This is a genomic window from uncultured Methylobacterium sp., from assembly GCF_964251405.1.
Classification (GTDB): Bacteria; Pseudomonadota; Alphaproteobacteria; order Rhizobiales; family Beijerinckiaceae; genus Methylobacterium.
This window is the reverse complement of the sequence record NZ_CAXUJR010000018.1, coordinates 16,202-32,540: the sequence shown is the minus strand read 5'-3', so window position 1 is coordinate 32,540 and position 16,339 is coordinate 16,202. Positions and strand designations below refer to the sequence as shown.

Annotated in this window: 13 protein-coding genes and 2 pseudogenes; 12 read left to right on the top strand and 3 right to left on the bottom strand. The window is 70.4% G+C overall.

Annotated features, from left to right (window positions below):
• Positions 1–248 precede the first annotated feature (248 nt).
• From ACFE7U_RS05520 to ACFE7U_RS05505, 4 genes and pseudogenes are all read left to right on the top strand, one after another.
• Positions 249–1,211, top strand: a complete 963-nt coding sequence (locus ACFE7U_RS05520; protein WP_375408730.1) for an aldo/keto reductase — start codon at positions 249–251, stop codon at positions 1,209–1,211.
• Positions 1,212–1,455: 244 nt separating this feature from the next.
• On the top strand, positions 1,456–3,918 hold the full coding sequence (gyrB, locus tag ACFE7U_RS05515) for a DNA topoisomerase (ATP-hydrolyzing) subunit B (RefSeq protein WP_375408729.1): 2,463 nt from the start codon (positions 1,456–1,458) through the stop codon (positions 3,916–3,918).
• Positions 3,919–3,932: 14 nt separating this feature from the next.
• Positions 3,933–4,582, top strand: a pseudogene (locus ACFE7U_RS05510) (DUF938 domain-containing protein).
• A gap of 303 nt (positions 4,583–4,885) precedes the next feature.
• A complete protein-coding gene (locus tag ACFE7U_RS05505) occupies positions 4,886–5,545 on the top strand; it encodes a DUF2147 domain-containing protein (protein ID WP_375408728.1) in 660 nt (219 codons plus the stop codon).
• A gap of 126 nt (positions 5,546–5,671) precedes the next feature.
• Here ACFE7U_RS05505 and ACFE7U_RS05500 read toward each other — a convergent pair whose 3' ends face one another.
• Positions 5,672–6,898, bottom strand: a complete 1,227-nt coding sequence (locus ACFE7U_RS05500) for a serine hydrolase domain-containing protein (protein ID WP_375408727.1) — start codon at positions 6,896–6,898, stop codon at positions 5,672–5,674.
• Positions 6,899–7,001: 103 nt separating this feature from the next.
• Positions 7,002–7,495 (bottom strand): annotated as a pseudogene (locus ACFE7U_RS05495) (DUF427 domain-containing protein).
• 142 nt (positions 7,496–7,637) lie between these two features.
• On the opposite strand from ACFE7U_RS05495, the gene otsB reads away from it, so the two are divergent.
• The 4 genes from otsB to ACFE7U_RS05475 all read left to right on the top strand — a co-directional run bounded on the left by otsB (position 7,638) and on the right by ACFE7U_RS05475 (position 11,650).
• Entirely contained in the window at positions 7,638–8,384 is a 747-nt protein-coding gene (gene otsB, locus ACFE7U_RS05490; RefSeq protein ID WP_375408726.1) for a trehalose-phosphatase, read from the top strand.
• A gap of 52 nt (positions 8,385–8,436) precedes the next feature.
• The gene (locus tag ACFE7U_RS05485) at positions 8,437–9,435 is read left to right on the top strand and encodes a glucokinase (RefSeq protein ID WP_375408725.1); all 999 of its coding nucleotides are present in this window, start codon (positions 8,437–8,439) and stop codon (positions 9,433–9,435) included.
• 157 nt (positions 9,436–9,592) lie between these two features.
• Complete coding sequence (locus tag ACFE7U_RS05480; protein WP_375408724.1) at positions 9,593–10,072, top strand: hypothetical protein; 480 nt, start codon at positions 9,593–9,595, stop codon at positions 10,070–10,072.
• Positions 10,073–10,087: 15 nt separating this feature from the next.
• Complete coding sequence (locus ACFE7U_RS05475) at positions 10,088–11,650, top strand: putative bifunctional diguanylate cyclase/phosphodiesterase (RefSeq protein WP_375408723.1); 1,563 nt, start codon at positions 10,088–10,090, stop codon at positions 11,648–11,650.
• A gap of 6 nt (positions 11,651–11,656) precedes the next feature.
• On the opposite strand, the gene purD is transcribed toward ACFE7U_RS05475, so the two are convergent.
• Positions 11,657–12,940, bottom strand: a complete 1,284-nt coding sequence (gene purD / locus ACFE7U_RS05470; RefSeq protein ID WP_375408722.1) for a phosphoribosylamine--glycine ligase — start codon at positions 12,938–12,940, stop codon at positions 11,657–11,659.
• Positions 12,941–13,183: 243 nt separating this feature from the next.
• On the opposite strand from purD, the gene ACFE7U_RS05465 reads away from it, so the two are divergent.
• The 4 genes from ACFE7U_RS05465 (at position 13,184) to ACFE7U_RS05450 (ending at position 16,334) form a co-directional block, all read left to right on the top strand.
• Complete coding sequence (locus ACFE7U_RS05465) at positions 13,184–13,912, top strand: hypothetical protein (RefSeq protein WP_375408721.1); 729 nt, start codon at positions 13,184–13,186, stop codon at positions 13,910–13,912.
• On the top strand, positions 13,909–14,205 hold the full coding sequence (locus ACFE7U_RS05460; RefSeq protein WP_375408720.1) for a hypothetical protein: 297 nt from the start codon (positions 13,909–13,911) through the stop codon (positions 14,203–14,205). The genes ACFE7U_RS05465 and ACFE7U_RS05460 overlap by 4 nt, the downstream gene beginning before the upstream one ends.
• An 82-nt stretch (positions 14,206–14,287) precedes the next feature.
• On the top strand, positions 14,288–15,922 hold the full coding sequence (xseA, locus tag ACFE7U_RS05455; protein ID WP_375408719.1) for an exodeoxyribonuclease VII large subunit: 1,635 nt from the start codon (positions 14,288–14,290) through the stop codon (positions 15,920–15,922).
• 184 nt (positions 15,923–16,106) lie between these two features.
• Positions 16,107–16,334: a DUF4170 domain-containing protein gene (locus tag ACFE7U_RS05450; RefSeq protein ID WP_375408718.1), complete on the top strand. Its 228-nt coding sequence runs from the start codon at positions 16,107–16,109 to the stop codon at positions 16,332–16,334.
• Positions 16,335–16,339: the final 5 nt, after the last annotated feature.

Here is a 16,339-nt window from a genome sequence, read left to right as displayed (position 1 = left end):
CCTGCAGGATTGAGAGAAGTCGGGGAAGCGCCTCTCCTCCCCGACAGAGCTCGCGCCTGCGTGCGATCCGCACCCCGAGTGCCCAAGGCGGGCCGGCCCGGGTGCGGAGAGAAGTTGGAGGTGGGGTGGTTCGGCTGGCATCCGCAGAGGGTCGGCAAGCCGGCCTCACCCTCGATCCCTCGCCACGAGGGGGAGGGACGAACGTCCAGCCGCCGCCACGAAATTCGCCCAATGACCGGAGGACTAGGATGCAATCGAGACCGATCGGCCGCTCCGGCCTCTCCGTGGCGCCTCTCTGCCTCGGGGGGAACGTGTTCGGCTGGACCGCCGACGAGGCGACGTCTTTCGCGATCCTCGACCGCTTCGTGGATTCCGGGCTGAACTTCGTCGACACGGCGGACGTCTACTCGCGCTGGGCACCTGGGCACCAGGGCGGCGAATCCGAGACCGTGATCGGGCGCTGGTTCAAGGCGTCGGGCCATCGCGACAGGATCGTTCTCGCGACCAAGGTCGGGATGGATCTGGGACCGGCGGGCAAGGGTCTGTCCGCTGCCCATATCGAGCGGGCGGTGGAGGCCTCCCTGCGCCGCCTCGGGACTGACCGGATCGATCTCTACCAATCGCATACGGACGATTCGGCCACTCCGATCGAGGAGACGCTTGCCGCCTTTGAGCGCCTGATCAAGGCCGGCAAGGTGCGGGCGATCGGCGCCTCGAACTACTCGGCCGCCCGCCTGCGCGCGGCCCTCGATACGGCCAAGCGCGAGGGTTTGCCCCGCTATGAATGCCTGCAGCCCGATTACAGCCTCGCCGAGCGCGCCGGCTACGAGAGCGAACTCGAACCGCTGTGCCGACGCCAGGGCCTCGGCGTCATCGGGTACTTCTCCCTGGCGGCCGGTTTCCTCACCGGCAAGTACCGCTCCGAAGGAGCTGCGGAGGGCCGAGCGCGGGGCGGGAACGTGCAGAAATACCTCAACCCGCGCGGCTTCGCGCTGCTCGGCGTGCTCGACGCGGTCGCCGCCGAGCACGGCGCCACCCCGGCGCAGGTGGCACTGGCTTGGCTCATCGCCCGGCCGGGGGTGACGGCGCCCATCGCGAGCGCGACGTCGCTGGCTCAGCTCGACGAACTGATCGGGGCCGTTTCGCTGACCTTGAACCCCGCCGCCATCGACCGGCTTACCGCGGCCAGCGCCGGGGGCATCCGGGCGTGAGCATCGTTCCGCGACGTGCTGCACGGTTCGTGGCGAAAAGTAATGCCTTTCCAGGACACTCTCGGCGGGTTTTCGTGTGCGAAGCCCTGAAAACCCGCTGACAGCCGCCCACAAGCAAGGCTGCCCGAAAACGATGCATTTTCAAGGCGCAGCCCCTATATAACGCAGGCTAACGAATCGCAGGCGCGCCCGAGGCCGGAGCCGGGGCACGACGACCGAGCCAAGCGCCTGCCCGAGGAACTTCATGTCCGACACGCACCACGACGACGCCTCCCGCAACCTTGCGTCCACCGCCTATGGCGCGGAATCGATCAGGGTCCTCAAAGGGCTCGACGCCGTCCGCAAGCGCCCCGGCATGTATATCGGCGACACCGACGACGGCTCGGGCCTGCATCACATGGTCTACGAGGTGGTGGACAACGCCATCGACGAGGCGCTTGCCGGCCACGCCGACGTCGTCACCGTCACCCTCAATGCCGACGGTTCGGTGACGGTGTCCGACAACGGCCGCGGCATCCCCACGGACATCCATAAGGAAGAGGGGGTCTCGGCAGCCGAGGTCATCATGACCCAGCTCCATGCCGGGGGTAAGTTCGACCAGAATTCTTACAAGGTCTCCGGCGGCCTGCACGGGGTCGGCGTCTCCGTCGTCAACGCCCTGTCGCAGTGGCTGCGCCTGCGCATCTGGCGCAACGGCAAGGAGCACGCGATGGAGTTCCGCCACGGCGACGCGGTCTCACCGCTCAAGATCGTCGGCGACGGCAATGGCCGGCACGGCACCGAGGTCTCGTTCCTGCCCTCCACAGACACCTTCACGATGATCGAGTTCGACTACGCGACGCTGGAGAAGCGCCTGCGCGAGCTCGCCTTCCTCAATTCCGGCGTGCGCATCGTGCTCACCGACGCGCGCCATGCCGAGCACAAGCGCGAGGAGCTGTTCTACGAGGGCGGGATTGAGGCCTTCGTGCGCTACCTCGACCGCTCGCGCAAACCGATCGACGGCATGACGAAGCCCGTGATGGTGAGGGCCGTGCGCGACGACATCCGGGTCGAGGTCGCCCTGTGGTGGAACGACTCGTTCAACGAGACCGTGCTGCCCTTCACCAACAACATCCCACAACGCGACGGCGGCACCCACATGGCGGGTTTTCGCGCCGCGCTGACCCGCCAGATCACCGGCTATTCGGAATCGTCGGGCATCGCCAAGCGCGAGAAGATCTCGCTCACCGGCGAGGATTGCCGCGAGGGGCTGACGGCCGTGATCTCGGTCCAGGTGCCCGATCCCAAGTTCTCGTCGCAGACGAAGGACAAGCTCGTCTCCTCCGAGGTGCGTCCCGCCGTCGAGAACGTCCTCAACGAGGGTCTCTCGAACTGGCTCGAGGAGAACCCCGCGCTGGCGCGTTCGGTGATGGCCAAGGTGATCCTGGCGGCGTCGGCTCGCGAGGCGGCGCGCAAGGCCCGCGAGACCGTGACCCGCAAGGGCGTCCTCGACATCGCCTCGCTGCCGGGCAAGCTCGCCGACTGCCAGGAGCGCGACCCGTCGAAATGCGAGATCCTGCTGGTCGAGGGCGATTCCGCCGGCGGTTCGGCCAAGCAGGGCAGGGACCGGCACTTCCAGGCGGTCCTGCCGCTGCGTGGCAAGATCCTCAACGTCGAGCGGGTGCGGGCCGACCGCATGCTCTCGTCGGCCGAGATCGGCACGCTGATCACCGCCTTGGGCGCCGGCATCGGCCGGTCGAGCACGGACCGCGAGGGCTTCAACCCCGAGAAGCTGCGCTACCACCGCATCATCATCATGACCGACGCGGATGTCGACGGCTCCCACATCCGGACGCTGCTCCTCACCTTCTTCTTCCGGCAGATGCCGGAGGTGATCGAGCGCGGTCACCTCTACATCGCCCAGCCACCGCTCTACAAAGCCGCCAAGGGCAAGACCGCGATCTACCTCAAGGACGAGCGGGCGCTGGAGGACTACCTCATCGATGCCGGCGTCGACGGGGCCGTGCTGCGGCTGGCCTCGGGCACCGAGTTCGGCGGCGCGCAGCTGAAGGCGCTGGTCGAGGAGGCTCGCCAGTTCCGTGGCCTGATGCAGGCGCTCCACACCCGCTACGACCGCGCCGTGGTCGAGCAGGCCCTCATCGCCGGGGCGTTCCGCCCGGAGGCTGCCGAGGACACCGCGCTCGCCGGCCCGCTGGCACAGGAGACCGCCCGGCGCATGGACCGGATCGCCGACGAGATCGAGCAGGGCTGGCAGGGCGAGGCTCATGAGGGCGGCTACGTCCTCAGCCGTACCCTGCGCGGCGTGCGCCAGATCGCGGCCCTCGACGCCTCGCTCATCGCCTCCCAGGAGGCCCGCCGCCTCGCCGACCGGGCGTTAGCCCTCCGCGAAATCTATGACGAACCCGTCACCTATGCCCGCAAGGGCGACGAGACGGTCCTGCACGGCCCGGTGGGCCTGTTCGAGGCGGTCATGGCCTTCGGCCGCAAGGGTCTCCAGCTCCAGCGCTACAAGGGCTTGGGTGAGATGACCGCCCAGCAGCTCTGGGAGACGACGCTCGACCGCGACGTGCGCTCGCTGCTCCAGGTCCGGGTCAAGGACACCCAGGACGCCGACGACCTCTTCGTCAAGCTGATGGGCGACATCGTGGAACCGCGCCGGGAGTTCATCCAGGACAACGCGCTCAGCGTCGCCAACCTCGACGTGTGAGGACCGCTCCCATCATGGGCGAGGGGATCGACTGGGAACGGATGGGCTGGGACGCCGCCGGGCCGGCGCTCCATGCGCCGGCGACCCTGCGAAACCGCGACGCGATCCTCGCCGTGCTGCGGCGCGTGCTGCCGGAAGCCGCCCTCGTCCTCGAGGTCGCGAGCGGATCGGGCGAGCACGCTGCCTGGTTCGCCGGCCACCTGCCGCATCTCACCTGGCAGCCCAGCGACCCGGATCGGCAGGCTCTCGCCAGCATCGCCGCCCATGGTGCCGCGGCGGTGCTCTCGAACCTGCGCCCGCCGGTCTGCCTTGATGCGGCCGACGCCGACTGGCCCTTGTCCCGCGCCGACGCGCTCGTCGCGATCAACCTGATCCATATCGCCCCCGGGCGGTGACCGAGGGGCTGATGGCCGGCGCGGCCGAGCGTGTTCCGGCCCGCGGATGCGTGATCCTGTACGGACCCTTTATCGAGGCGGATGTCGCCACCAGCCCCGGCAATGCCGCCTTCGACGACGACCTCCGCGCGCGGGATCCGGCCTGGGGCCTGCGCGACCGCGACGCCGTTCGCGCCTGCGCCGCCCGCCATGGCTTCGACCTCGTCGAGCGGGTCGCCATGCCGTCCAACAACCTCATCCTCGTCTTTCGGCGCCACGAGCCGGCATGATCGCCGACGGACCTTTTTGGCTCCCTACGCGAGCGTCCACGCCAAGATCTTTGCTGGCGCAGCGTTTTTTGCCGTGGGTCGGGAGCCCTCATCCCAAAGGCTGCATGGAACCCCGCACCCATCGTCCATCAGGGTTAGGCCGCCCCGCAGCGCCGATTAATCCCCGTCCCGGCCATGATCCGGTCACCTTCGCATCGGAAGGCGGAGGGAGTTTGCATGCGGCGGAGCCGCAGGGCGCGACTCGGGCCAGCCGAATCCACAGGGTCGGCATCCTGGCACGACGGGCGCGTAAAGGATGAGCGTATGACGAAGCGATCGACGATCGGCCGGACCCTGCGGTCCGCCGGGCCACTCGCCGCCCTGGCCCTGGCGATGCTGCCGGGCACCGTGCTCGGCGCCCCTGCCGATCCGACCGGCACCTGGCTGACCGAGGACGGCCGCGCACGCATCCGCGTCGAGAAATGCGGCCCGCAGGAGAAGAACGTCTGCGGCTACGTCGTCTGGTTGAAGGTGCCCCTCAACGACAAGGGCCAGCCCCGGCTCGACTTCAAGAACCCCGATGCGAAGAAGCAGACCCGGCCCTCGCTGGGCCACCAGCTCATCATGGGCCTGAAGCCGAACGCGGATCAGCGCTTCGAGGGCAAGATCTACAATTCCGAGGAAGGCAAGTCCTACGACGTCACCATCTGGAGCGAGCAGCCCACGGAGCTCTCCATCCGCGGCTGCATGCTCGCCATCCTGTGCGGCTCGCAGACCTGGACACGGGTGAGCGACGTGCTGCCGGGCCAGCTCACCGGCCCGACCAACGGGCCGGGCGGCCCGCGCGCGGATGCGGAATGGGCGCCCAAGCCGAGCCCCGCCGCGGCCGTGTCGCCGGGCGCCACGACGGGCACCGCGAGGCCGTCAGCCTCAGCGAAGCCCGCAGCGAAGCCCGGCGCGGCGCCGGCTGCTCCTCAGGAGTAAGTCAGGGCGGCGCCGGCCGCCGGGTTCGATTCCCTTCGCGCGCCCTTCCCGAACGGGTGGAGCGAAGCGGAACCCGCGCCGGGGCCCGTCACGAAGAGCCGCGCCCGGATCGAGGCGTCGGCGATTTCAATCCACCAGCGCCGCATAGGTCAGCACCCGCAGCTCCCGCCGGATCGGCAGGGCCGAGGACGGGATGAGCTGGGCGAGCAGGACCACCGCGAGGTCTTCGGCGGGGTCGACCCAGAAGGCCGTGCTGGCGAGCCCGCCCCAGGCGGCCTCGCCCGGGGTGCCGACGATCTGGGCGCGGGCCGGATCGATCATGACCGAGAAGCCGAGCCCGAAGCCGATGCCGGTATAGGACGTCTCGGAGAAACGCGGCTGACCCATCGCCGCAAGATCGCCGCCCAAGTGGTTCATCAACATGAGGTCCACGGTCTTGCGGCCGAGCAGCCGGACCCCGTCGAGCTCGCCACCGCCGAGCAGGAAGCGGCAGAACCGCATGTAGTCGGCGGACGTCGAGACGAGGCCGCCGCCGCCCGAGGCCAGGGCGGGCGGGGTCGCGAACCGGCTGCCGACGCAATCGTCGTAGAGCTTCAGGGTGCGGTCGCGGAACAGGCTGTAATTGGCGGAAAAACGCGGCAGCTTGTCGGCGGGGACGTGGAAGTCGGTATCGACCATGCCGAGGGGCGCGATCACGCGCTCGCTCAGGAACTCACCGAACTCCCGGCCCGTGATCACCGCCACGAGGTGCCCGAGGACATCGGTCGCCACCGAGTAGTTCCACTGGGTCCCCGGCTGGGCGAGAAGCGGTTGGCCCGCGGCGCGGCGCACCACCTCGGCGAGGCTGGCCTCCTGGTTCTCGCCGAAATCGACGCCGTTCTGGCGGTAGAGGGCGTCCACCAAGGTCGCCTCCATGAAGCCGTAGGTCAGCCCGGCGGTGTGGGTCAGGAGGTCCCGGATCGTGATCGGTCGCGCGGCGGGCTCGGTCTCCCACCTCGCCCGGCTTCCGCCGGTGAGCACCCGCATGTCGGAAAATTCCGGCAGGAAGCGGGTGACCGGGTCGTCGAGCTGGAAGCGACCCTCCTCGTAGAGCATCATCACCGCCACCGAGGTCAGGGGCTTTGTCATCGAGTAAATCCGCACGATCGTCTCGGCGTCGAACGGCGTGTCCCGGGCGATATCGGCCTTGCCGTGGGCGCGGAAGAACGCGGTCCGGCCTCGGCGCGCCACGCTCACCGAGAGGCCGGCGAGCCGGCCGTCATCCACGAGGCGGCGCATCCAGCCGTCGATCCGCTCGAGGCGCTGCGGGCACAATCCGACCGTCGCCGGATCGGTCACGGTCAAGTCCTGCATCCCACCGCTCCGTCCTCGCCTCGTGCCCCCACGCCCTCATCGTCGGAAGGGCTGGGGATGGGACCGGATTAGCGGGACCGTGACCGCAGGACAAACCCTCGCCTCACCACCCCATCGTCCCCGGCCCGCCCTTGAAGGGCCCGCGGATCGTCGCGGTGATCCAGCCGCCATAGAATCCTCCCGGTTGGGGCACCACGCGTTCCTCCCCGACGAAGCAGGCCTCCATCGGCCCGGCATAGAAGGCGACGTAGCCGGCGATCGCCAGGAAGCCCGGCGTCGGATCCGGATAGGCCCAGGCCGCGCCCTCGGCACGGCGGCCGCCCGCCTCGACGTCGAAGAGCACGGCGCGGCCCTTCCACTCGCAGATGCCGGCCCGCCGCGGCGGGCCGAGCAGTCCGGGCGCGATGGCGGCGGGGGGAAGTAGTAGGTCGGCGGATGGCTCGTCTCGAGCACGCGGTACCCGTCATGGGTGTCGGCGATCACCGCGCCGGCGAAGACCACGCGCAGGCGCTGCGGCACCGGTTCCAGCCGCGGCGGCCGGGGATAATCCCAGACGCTCTCCTCTCCGGGGCCGGCGGGATCGGGTGAGGGATGCATGGGGTGTCCTTATCCAAGGCCGTCGTCGGGACCATGGCCGTCCCGGCCCGGTCCCTGCGTAGCTAGGGCGATGCTCGCAAAACCGTTTGCCGTGGCCGCACGTCATGGTAGCGCAGCCCGCGACAGCCCGGAGGTGTCCCCTTTGACCGAGCCAGCGCTCTTCCTCGATTTCGACGGCACCCTGGTCGAGATCGCGCCCAAGCCCGACCAGGTCAGGGTCGACCCCGCCCTGGCCCCGGCCCTGGCGCGGCTGCGGGAGCGCCTCGGCGGGGCGCTCGCCATCGTCACCGGGCGTCCGATCGCCGTCATCGACGGCTTCCTCGCGCCCGAGCGCTTCGACGTCGCCGGCCTGCACGGCGTGGAGAAGCGCTTTCGGGGGGAGGTCAGCGGCGGGCGGGCTGAGGACCACCCGGAGCTGCGCGCCCGCATCGCCGAACTGCACGGGGCGGTAGGGCACCTGCAATCGGTCCTGATCGAGGACAAGGGCGCCTCGGTCGCCGTGCATTGGCGCCTCGCGACGCCCTCGGATGCCGAGCGCGCGCAGGCCGTGGTCGAGGAGATGGCGGCGGCACTCGGGGATTCCTACCGGCTTCAGCTCGGCAAGGCGGTGGGCGAGATCGTGCCCGCCTCCGCCACGAAGGGAACGGCGATCCGGGGCTTCTGCGCCCATGCGCCCTATGCCGGGCGCCGGGCGATCTTCTTCGGCGACGATCTCACCGACGAGCGTGCCTTCGCCACCGTCAACGAGGATGGCGGCGTCAGCGTGCGCATCGGTGCGGCCGAGACCATCGCGACGCGGCGCCTCGCCGACCCGGAGGCGGTGCGGGCCCTTCTCTTCGGCTGGGCCGAGGGGGCGCCGATCGAACCGGACGCCCTGCCGCCCGCCTGAAGACCGAAGCCGCGCAAGAGAACGCAGGGACGAGACCCCCAGGAGAGCGCCCATGTTCGAGTTTCCGGTCCTGGTCGGCGACATCGGCGGCACCAATGCGCGGTTCGGCATCGTGCCCGCCGCCGATGCCGAACCGCGGCTCCTCGCCCATCTCGAGACGGCGGCCTATCCCGACCCGAGTTCGGCGATCCGCACCGCCCTGGCGCGGCACGATGGGCCGCCGCCGCGCTCGGCCATCCTGGCGGTGGCAGCGCGGGTCGACGGCCCCGAAATCCAGCTCACCAATGCCCGCTGGGTCATCGCCGGCGCCCGCATCGGCACCGATTTCGGGCTGTCGCGGGCGGTGGTGGTGAACGACTACGTGCCGGTGGCGGCCGGCGCGGCCGGCATCGCCCCGGACGCACTCACGGTGATCGGCCCGCATCGCGACGCGGGCACGGGCGCCCGTCTGGTGCTCGGCCCCGGCACCGGGTTCGGCGCCGCCGCCCTCGTCCCCTATGCCGACCGCCTCGCCATCGTCTCGACGGAGGCCGGCCATACCGAGCTCGGCCCGGCCGACGACGAGGATTTCGCGATCTGGCCGGGCCTGGAGCGCGCCGAAGGCCGGATCACCGTCGAGACCCTTCTGTCGGGACCCGGGCTCGTGCGGCTGCACGCGGCCGTGCGGAGGGTGCGGACGGGGCAGGGCGGCCCGGCGGGGGACCCCGCGCTGATCACCGAGCAGGGACTGACCGGCGCCGACCCGCACGCGGCCGACGCCTTGCGGCTGTTCTCGAAGCTGCTCGGCCGGGTCTGCGGCGACCTCGCCCTGACCTTCCTCGCCACGGGCGGCGTCTATATCGGCGGCGGCATCGCCCCGCGGATCGTGTCCGTCCTGGAGGAGGGCGGCTTCCGCGAGGCCTTCGAGCGCAAGAGCCCCTTCGCCGAGATGATGCGGGCGATCCCCACCAGCGTCATCGCAGTCAAGGACCCGGCGCTCACAGGTCTTGCCGCCCTGGCGAGCCGCCCGGACATCTTCGTCTATCACGGCCAGGTCTGGGAACGCGCCTGACGCAGTCGGCGACCGTCGATATCGGCGGGTTTGCGGGACCTATTCTCGGACGGCACGTTCGGCGAGCGGTCATCAATCCGTCGCAGGGAAAGCAATCCTTAAGTTTGTTGCGCCGAAGCTGCTGCAACCTTCGGGATTTGCGATGTCTGTCATTGCCTTGGACGACCCTGCCGAGATCGCGACCGACTGGTTCTGGGAAACTGGTGCCGACCTCCGGCTCACCTACCTGTCGCCGCAGGCCGAGGCGACCTTCGGCCGGCCGGCCGCCGCGCTCGTCGGGTTGTCGCTGGACGCCCTCGCGAGCCAGGATGGCGAGGCTGCCGACCAGGCTTCGGGCTGGGAGCCCTATCGACAGGCCTGCGCGGCCCGTCGCGTGTTCCGCGATATCGTCTGCCCCTATGTCCATCCGCACAGTGGCCTGCGTTGGCTCCGGATCGGCGGCGAGCCGCGCCTGGCCGCCGACGGCACCTGGCTCGGCTACCGCGGCGTCGGCAGCGCCTGGGCCAGAGATACTCAGGGCGCCCAGGCTCAGTTGATCGAGCAGAACCGGCGTTTCGACGCGGCCCTGGAGAACATGAGCCAGGGCTTGTGCATGTTCGATCCCGGGCAGCGGCTGGTCGTGTTCAACACGCGGTAGTGCGAGATCTTCGGGGTGCCGCCGGGCGCCCTGCGCATCGGCATGACCCAGCGCGAGATCATCGAGGTCCTGTTCGCGCTCGGATGCTATCCCGACGACATCACGGTCGAAGGGCTCCAGGCAAGCGCACAAGCGTCGATCCGGGCCGGCGGGACCCTGGCGGTCCACCGCAACCTCGCCAGCGGGCGCTACGTCTCCATCACGCATCGCCCCATGGCCGGAGGCGGCTGGGTCGCGACCTTCGAGGACGTGACCGAGCGCAAGGAGATCGAGGCGCGCATCGCCTACCTGGCCCGCTACGATGCCCTCACCGACCTCGCCAACCGCCATACCCTTCGCGAAACCGCGCACGGCCTTGCCGAGACGGTCCGGCGGGAGGGCAGGGTGCTCGCCGTGTTCGGCCTGAGCCTGCGTCGGTTCAAGCTGGTCAACGACGAGTTCGGGGCTCCGATCGGCGACGGGCTGCTTCGTGGCGTGGCCGACCGGCTGCGCGCCATGGCGCCGGGACGCGACATGGTGGCCCGGATCGGGAGCGACGAGTTCGGAATCCTGCGGTTCGTCGACCACGACGCCGAGGCCGTCGCCTTCGGGCGCGCCCTGATGGCGAGCCTCCAGGAACCCTTCGCGATCGGCGGCAAGATCGTGAACGTGGGCCTGAGCCTCGGCATCGCCCTCTGGGACGGGCGCGAGCCGGAGGTGGGTCTCGTCCTCAAGAGTGCCCGCATGGCGATGGACCATGCCAAGGCGGAGGGGGCCGGCAGCCTGCGCCTGTTTGCGCCGGAGATGGACGAGCGCGCGCGAGAACGCCGGGCCCTGGAGCGCGACATCGACGAGGCCTTCGGCCGCGAGCAGTTCGAACTCCACTATCAGCCCGTCCTCGATATCGCGAGCCGTGCGATCGTCGGCCTCGAAGCGCTGGTGCGCTGGCGTCATCCGACGAAGGGGCTGATCAGTCCGGGCGTGTTCATCCCGGTCGTGGAGGAGAGCGGGCTCATCGTGCCACTCGGCAAATGGGTGCTCGAACAGGCATGCCGCGACGCGGTCGGCTGGCCGGAGCATGTCGGCATCGCGGTCAACGTCTCGGCGATGCAGCTGCGCCAGGGCGACTTCGCGACGACCGTGATGTCGGCCCTCGCGGCGAGCGGGCTGCCGCCGCAACGGCTCGACCTCGAGATCACCGAGAGCGTCCTTCTCGACGACGGTGAGGACGGTCTGGAGACCCTTCACCGCCTGCGCCGGGCCGGCATCCGGATCTCGATGGACTATTTCGGGACGGGCTATTCGAGCATCAGCTACCTGCGCCAGTTCCCGTTCGACAAGATTAAGATCGACCAGTCCTTCGTGCGCGACGCGCCCCGGAGCGCTGACGCGCTGGCCATCGTCAGGGCGATCATCGGGCTCGGCCGGAGCCTCGGTATCCGGACCCTGGCGGAGGGCATCGAGACCGAGGAACAGCTCGCGGTGGTCAAGGCGGAGGGTTGCTGCGAGATGCAGGGCTTCCTGTTCAGCGCGGCCCGGCCCGCCGCCGAGATCGACGCGATGCTGGGGCGGCCCGGGGGCCTGACGCGGGCAGCCTGACGGGTTTCAGATCCCGTCGCCGGCGACCTCGCGCGCCACGGCGCGGTGGCCGATGTCGCGCCGGCAGAACCCTTGCGGCCAGTCGATCCGGCTGATGGCCGCGTAGGCGCGGGCCTGGGCCTCCCGCATGCTGGAACCCAACGCCGTGACGGCGAGGACGCGACCGCCATCGGAGAGGAGCCGGCCGTTCTCGGCGCGGGTGCCGGCCTGGAAGACGAGGACGTCGCGGTCCGACGCCGCATCGGCGAGGCCGAGGATCTCAGACCCGCGCATCACCGCGCCCGGATAGCCCGCTGCCGCCATCACCACGGTGAGCGCCGCGCAATGCGGATCGAAGGCGATCTCGACGCCGGAGACGTCGCCGTCGCAGGCGGCGACGAGGGCCGGCACGATGTCGCTGGTCAGGCGGGGCATCAGCACCTGCGCCTCGGGGTCGCCGAAGCGGGTGTTGTACTCGATGAGCTTGGGACCCTCGGCCGTGAGCATCAGCCCGGCATAGAGGATGCCGGTGAACGGCGTGCCGCGCGCGCGCATGCCACGGAGCGTCGGGGCGATGATCGTCTCCATCACCTCCCGCTCGATCGTCGGGGTCAGGATCGTGGCCGGCGAGTAGGCGCCCATGCCGCCGGTATTGGGGCCGCGGTCGCCGTCGAAGACACGCTTGTGGTCCTGGGCCGTCCCGATCGGCACGGCGCGGGTGCCGTCGCAGAGCGCGAAGAAACTCGCCTCCTCGCCGAACAGGCACTCCTCGATCACGATCTCGGCGCCGGGCTCGGCCAGCATGGCGCGGACCGCGCCCTGAGCCTGCTCCTGCGTCTCGGCCACCACCACGCCCTTGCCGGCGGCGAGCCCGTCGGCCTTGACGACGATCGGCGCCCCGCGCGCCGCCAGATAGGCGAGCGCCGGCGCGACCTCGCGGAACCGGGCGAAGGCCGCCGTGGGGATGCCGTACTCGGCGCAGAGATCCTTGGTGAAGCCCTTCGAACCTTCGAGTTGCGCCGCAGCCTTCGTCGGCCCGAAGGCGCGGATTCCGGCCGCCCCGAGGTCGTCGACGAGGCCCGCCACCAGCGGCACCTCCGGCCCGATCACCACGAGCCCGATCATTTCGGCCCGGCAGAAGGCCAGCACGGCGGCGTGGTCGGCCACCGTAAGGTCAGGGCGGTTCTCGCCGAAGGCGGCGGTGCCCGGATTGCCCGGCGCCGTGAACAGGCGGTCGCAGAGCGGGCTCTTGGCGAGCGCGAAGGCCAGGGCGTGCTCACGCCCCCCGGAGCCGATCAGCAGGATGTTCATCAGGGCCAACGTTCCATCGCGTCGCATCGTCCTCGCCAGATTCCGGTCTCTCGCCAGATTAGGTCTCTCGCAAGGGTGCGGTCTGTCCCGGAAAGGCGGTCTTGCTCAAAAGCACCGTCTTGGAAAGGCCGGATCCCACCGCGCCGTTCGCCGATGCACGGGAACGGCGGCGGCGCGCGCGGACTTTGGTCAACCATGGACCATCGGCCGACGGCCCGATGGTCGCCGGGGGAGCCGCTGAGCATGGGAGATGAAGGGAAGGCGTCGTCCGCGCCGAAAGAGGCGGCCAAAGGCCGGTTCAGCGTCGAGACGGTCAGCAGCCTGACCCAGACGCTGGCGATCGTCGGCGCGGGGGCCTGGGCGGTCTACACCTTCATCTACGAAGCGCGGATCAAGCCGAGCCTGGCCCCGCCGGCGGTGTCCGTCACGACGAACCTCGTGAAGGCCGGCGAACGCGGCGACCGCGTCGCGATCCGCTCGACGGTGACGCGCACGAATGTCGGCCAGACCGGCGTGCGCATCCTCGGGCTCACCTACAACGTGGTCGGGATCAAGGCCCGCTTCGAGGAGGGCGGGGGCCGGGCCGGCGCCTTCGCCGACACCCTGCCCAAAGCGAGCATGGTCGAGCAGGCCCGCGGCTACACGCTGTCGGAAGCGGGCGACGTCATCCTGAGGCAGGGCCTGCTCTTTGCCGGCGCCACCGATCTGCCGAGCGCTCCCTCCGACCTCAATCCTGGCGAGGCCGTGTCGCGGGACCTCATCGTCTATGCCGACCGCTCGCAATTCGATTCCATCCGCTTCAAGGTCAGCCTCGCCTACGGGAAGAGCACGGACGAGGCGGTCCCGCTGCGCTTCGAGACGGGTCCGGGCGCAGAGATCGCCATGGCGCCGGAAGCGGATTGCCGAGCCGAGCCGGAGATCTGCCGGCGGCTGAAGACGACGGACTTCGCCACCGAGTTCTCGCTGTGGTGACGCACCGCATCGGCGTCGGCGGACGCGACGATCGCCCGCAGATCTGGAACCATTCACAGGTATTCGAGTTACAATGGACCATGCCCGGATGCCGCCGATCCATCCCCAACTCGTCGGTGCCGCGCAAAGGCGGCGGGTTCCGCTTGAACCACTGCATGGTCGACTGGAAGAGCCCGCCCCGGGCCGCCAACGACAATCATTGGATGACCCGCCACTCGATCTGGCCCTGGGCGGTCGCCATCGGCCTCGCGCCGATCGTGTCGGCCGCCGTTCTCCTCGCGATGTCGATCTGAGCACGCCTGGCCGTCAATCCCAGCACGCGATCCCGGCTCCCGGCCTTTACGGCACCGGCCCCAGGGCCTTACGTCCTGTGCCATGGCTCCTGTCCCATCGCCCGCCTCCCTTCAGGCCGCTCCCCTCGGCAATGCTCCCGAATGGTCGGTGGGGGACCTCGCCTCCGCCCTGAAGCGGACGCTCGAGGACGCCTTCGGCCATGTCCGCCTGCGCGGCGAGATCTCGGGCTTTCGTGGCCAGCACGGCTCGGGTCACGCCTATTTCTCGCTGAAGGATGGCACGGCCCGGATCGACGCCGTGGTCTGGAAGGGCACGTTCAGCCGCCTCCGGCAGAAGCCGCAGGAGGGCCTGGAGGTCGTCGCCACCGGCCGGATCACGACGTTCGCCGGCAAGTCCTCCTACCAGATCGTGGTCGAGACCCTGGAGCCCGCCGGCATCGGCGCCTGGATGGCGCTGCTGGAGGAGCGCAAGCGCGTGCTCGCCGCGGAAGGGCTGTTCGCCGCCGAGCGCAAGCGCCCGATCCCCTACCTGCCGCGCGTCGTCGGCGTCGTCACCTCGCCGACCGGCGCGGTCATCCGCGACATCCTGCATCGCCTCGCCGACCGCTTTCCCCGGCCGGTGCTGGTCTGGCCCGTGCGGGTGCAGGGGGACGGGGCGGCCGACGAGATCGCCGCCGCGATCCGCGGCTTCAATGCGCTCAGCGCCGATGGCCCGATCCCGCGGCCGGACGTGCTCATCATCGCCCGCGGCGGCGGCTCGATCGAGGACCTGTGGGCCTTCAACGAGGAGGCGGTGGTGCGCGCCGCCGCCGAGGGCACGATCCCGCTGATCTCGGCGGTCGGGCACGAGACCGACACCACGCTCATCGACTTCGTCTCCGACCGCCGGGCGCCGACACCCACGGGTGCGGCCGAGATGGCGGTGCCCGTCCGCGCCGACCTCGTCTCCGAGATCCGCGACCTCGGCGGGCGCGGGCACGATGCGATGGAGCGTCGGCTCGCCCGCGAGGCCCGCGACCTGCGCGCCCTCGTCCGGGCCATGCCCCAGGCCGACGCGGTGCTGGCGGCCAAGCGCCAGCGCCTCGATCTCGCCGAGGCACGGCTGATGCCGGGGCTCGCGGGCAATGCCCGCGGCCACCGCGCCCGCTTCGCGCGCCTCGCCGAGCGGGCGGGACGCCATCCCCCGGCCCTGGCGCTCGCCATGGCACGGGGACGCTTGCGGCTGGTGGCCGACAAGCCGGGCGCCGCCCTGCGGTTCGGCGCGCTGCGCAGGCGCGAATCCCTCTCGCACCTGAGCCGGCGCCTGATGCTCGCCCGCGATGCCACCCTGAGGCGGACCCGGGCGGAGACCGCCCGCGACGGCGACCGCCTCGCCGCCCTGGCCCTGCGCCTGTCCGGCGCGGCGACGCGCTTTGGCGAACGCCGGCGCGACCGCGTGGCCGCCCTGGCCGGGCTCCTGGGCTCGCTCAGCTACCGGTCTGTCCTGGCACGGGGTTTCGCCCTCGTCCGGGATGAATCCGGGGCGTCCGTGCATGGGGCCGCGACCTTGAGGGAGGCCCAGCGCCTCGTCCTAGAATTCAGCGACGGCAGGGTCGGCGTCGTCACGGACGGCGGCATGAGGCCGCCGGAGACCGCCTCGCCGGCGCTGCGCAAGTCCGCGCGCGGCCGGCCGAAGCGGGTCGAGGCCGCCCCTCAGGGATCGCTGTTCGAGGTCTGACGCGCCATCCCCGCTTGGCGCGGATGGTACTTCGCGGGGGACCTGAGCCGTGGACAGCGGTCCGAGACCGGTCGCCGGGGCATGGCAGGGTCCACGGCAGGACGCTCACGTTTCGCGGACCGGACGTGCTTATAAGGGCGCGCGCGCCGATGCGCGAGGATGCCCGGCCAGCAGGGGAGAAGCGATGACCACGACGATCGACAGCGGCCAGAAGCTGCATCTCGTCTTCGGCGGCGAACTGGAGAACCTCGACGGGGTGAACTTCAAGGACGTGCCAGGTCTCGACATCGTCGGTATCTTCCCCGACTACGCCTCCGCCCAGGCCGCCTGGAAGGCGAAAGCACAAGCGACGGTGGATAGCGCGCAGACTCGCTACTTCATCGTGCATCTGCACCGCCTTCTCGCGCCCTGATCCTG

Bases quoted from the DNA above. Each gene is read 5' to 3' on its own strand.
- ACFE7U_RS05500 (WP_375408727.1), bottom strand. From the start codon at position 6,898: ATGCAGGACTTGACCGTGACCGATCCGGCGACGGTCGGATTGTGCCCG.
- xseA (WP_375408719.1), top strand. From the start codon at position 14,288: ATGGCTCCTGTCCCATCGCCCGCCTCCCTTCAGGCCGCTCCCCTCGGC.
- ACFE7U_RS05520 (WP_375408730.1), top strand. From the start codon at position 249: ATGCAATCGAGACCGATCGGCCGCTCCGGCCTCTCCGTGGCGCCTCTC.
- ACFE7U_RS05465 (WP_375408721.1), top strand. From the start codon at position 13,184: ATGGGAGATGAAGGGAAGGCGTCGTCCGCGCCGAAAGAGGCGGCCAAA.
- ACFE7U_RS05485 (WP_375408725.1), top strand. From the start codon at position 8,437: ATGTTCGAGTTTCCGGTCCTGGTCGGCGACATCGGCGGCACCAATGCG.
- ACFE7U_RS05505 (WP_375408728.1), top strand. From the start codon at position 4,886: ATGACGAAGCGATCGACGATCGGCCGGACCCTGCGGTCCGCCGGGCCA.
- gyrB (WP_375408729.1), top strand. From the start codon at position 1,456: ATGTCCGACACGCACCACGACGACGCCTCCCGCAACCTTGCGTCCACC.
- ACFE7U_RS05450 (WP_375408718.1), top strand. From the start codon at position 16,107: ATGACCACGACGATCGACAGCGGCCAGAAGCTGCATCTCGTCTTCGGC.
- purD (WP_375408722.1), bottom strand. From the start codon at position 12,940: ATGAACATCCTGCTGATCGGCTCCGGGGGGCGTGAGCACGCCCTGGCC.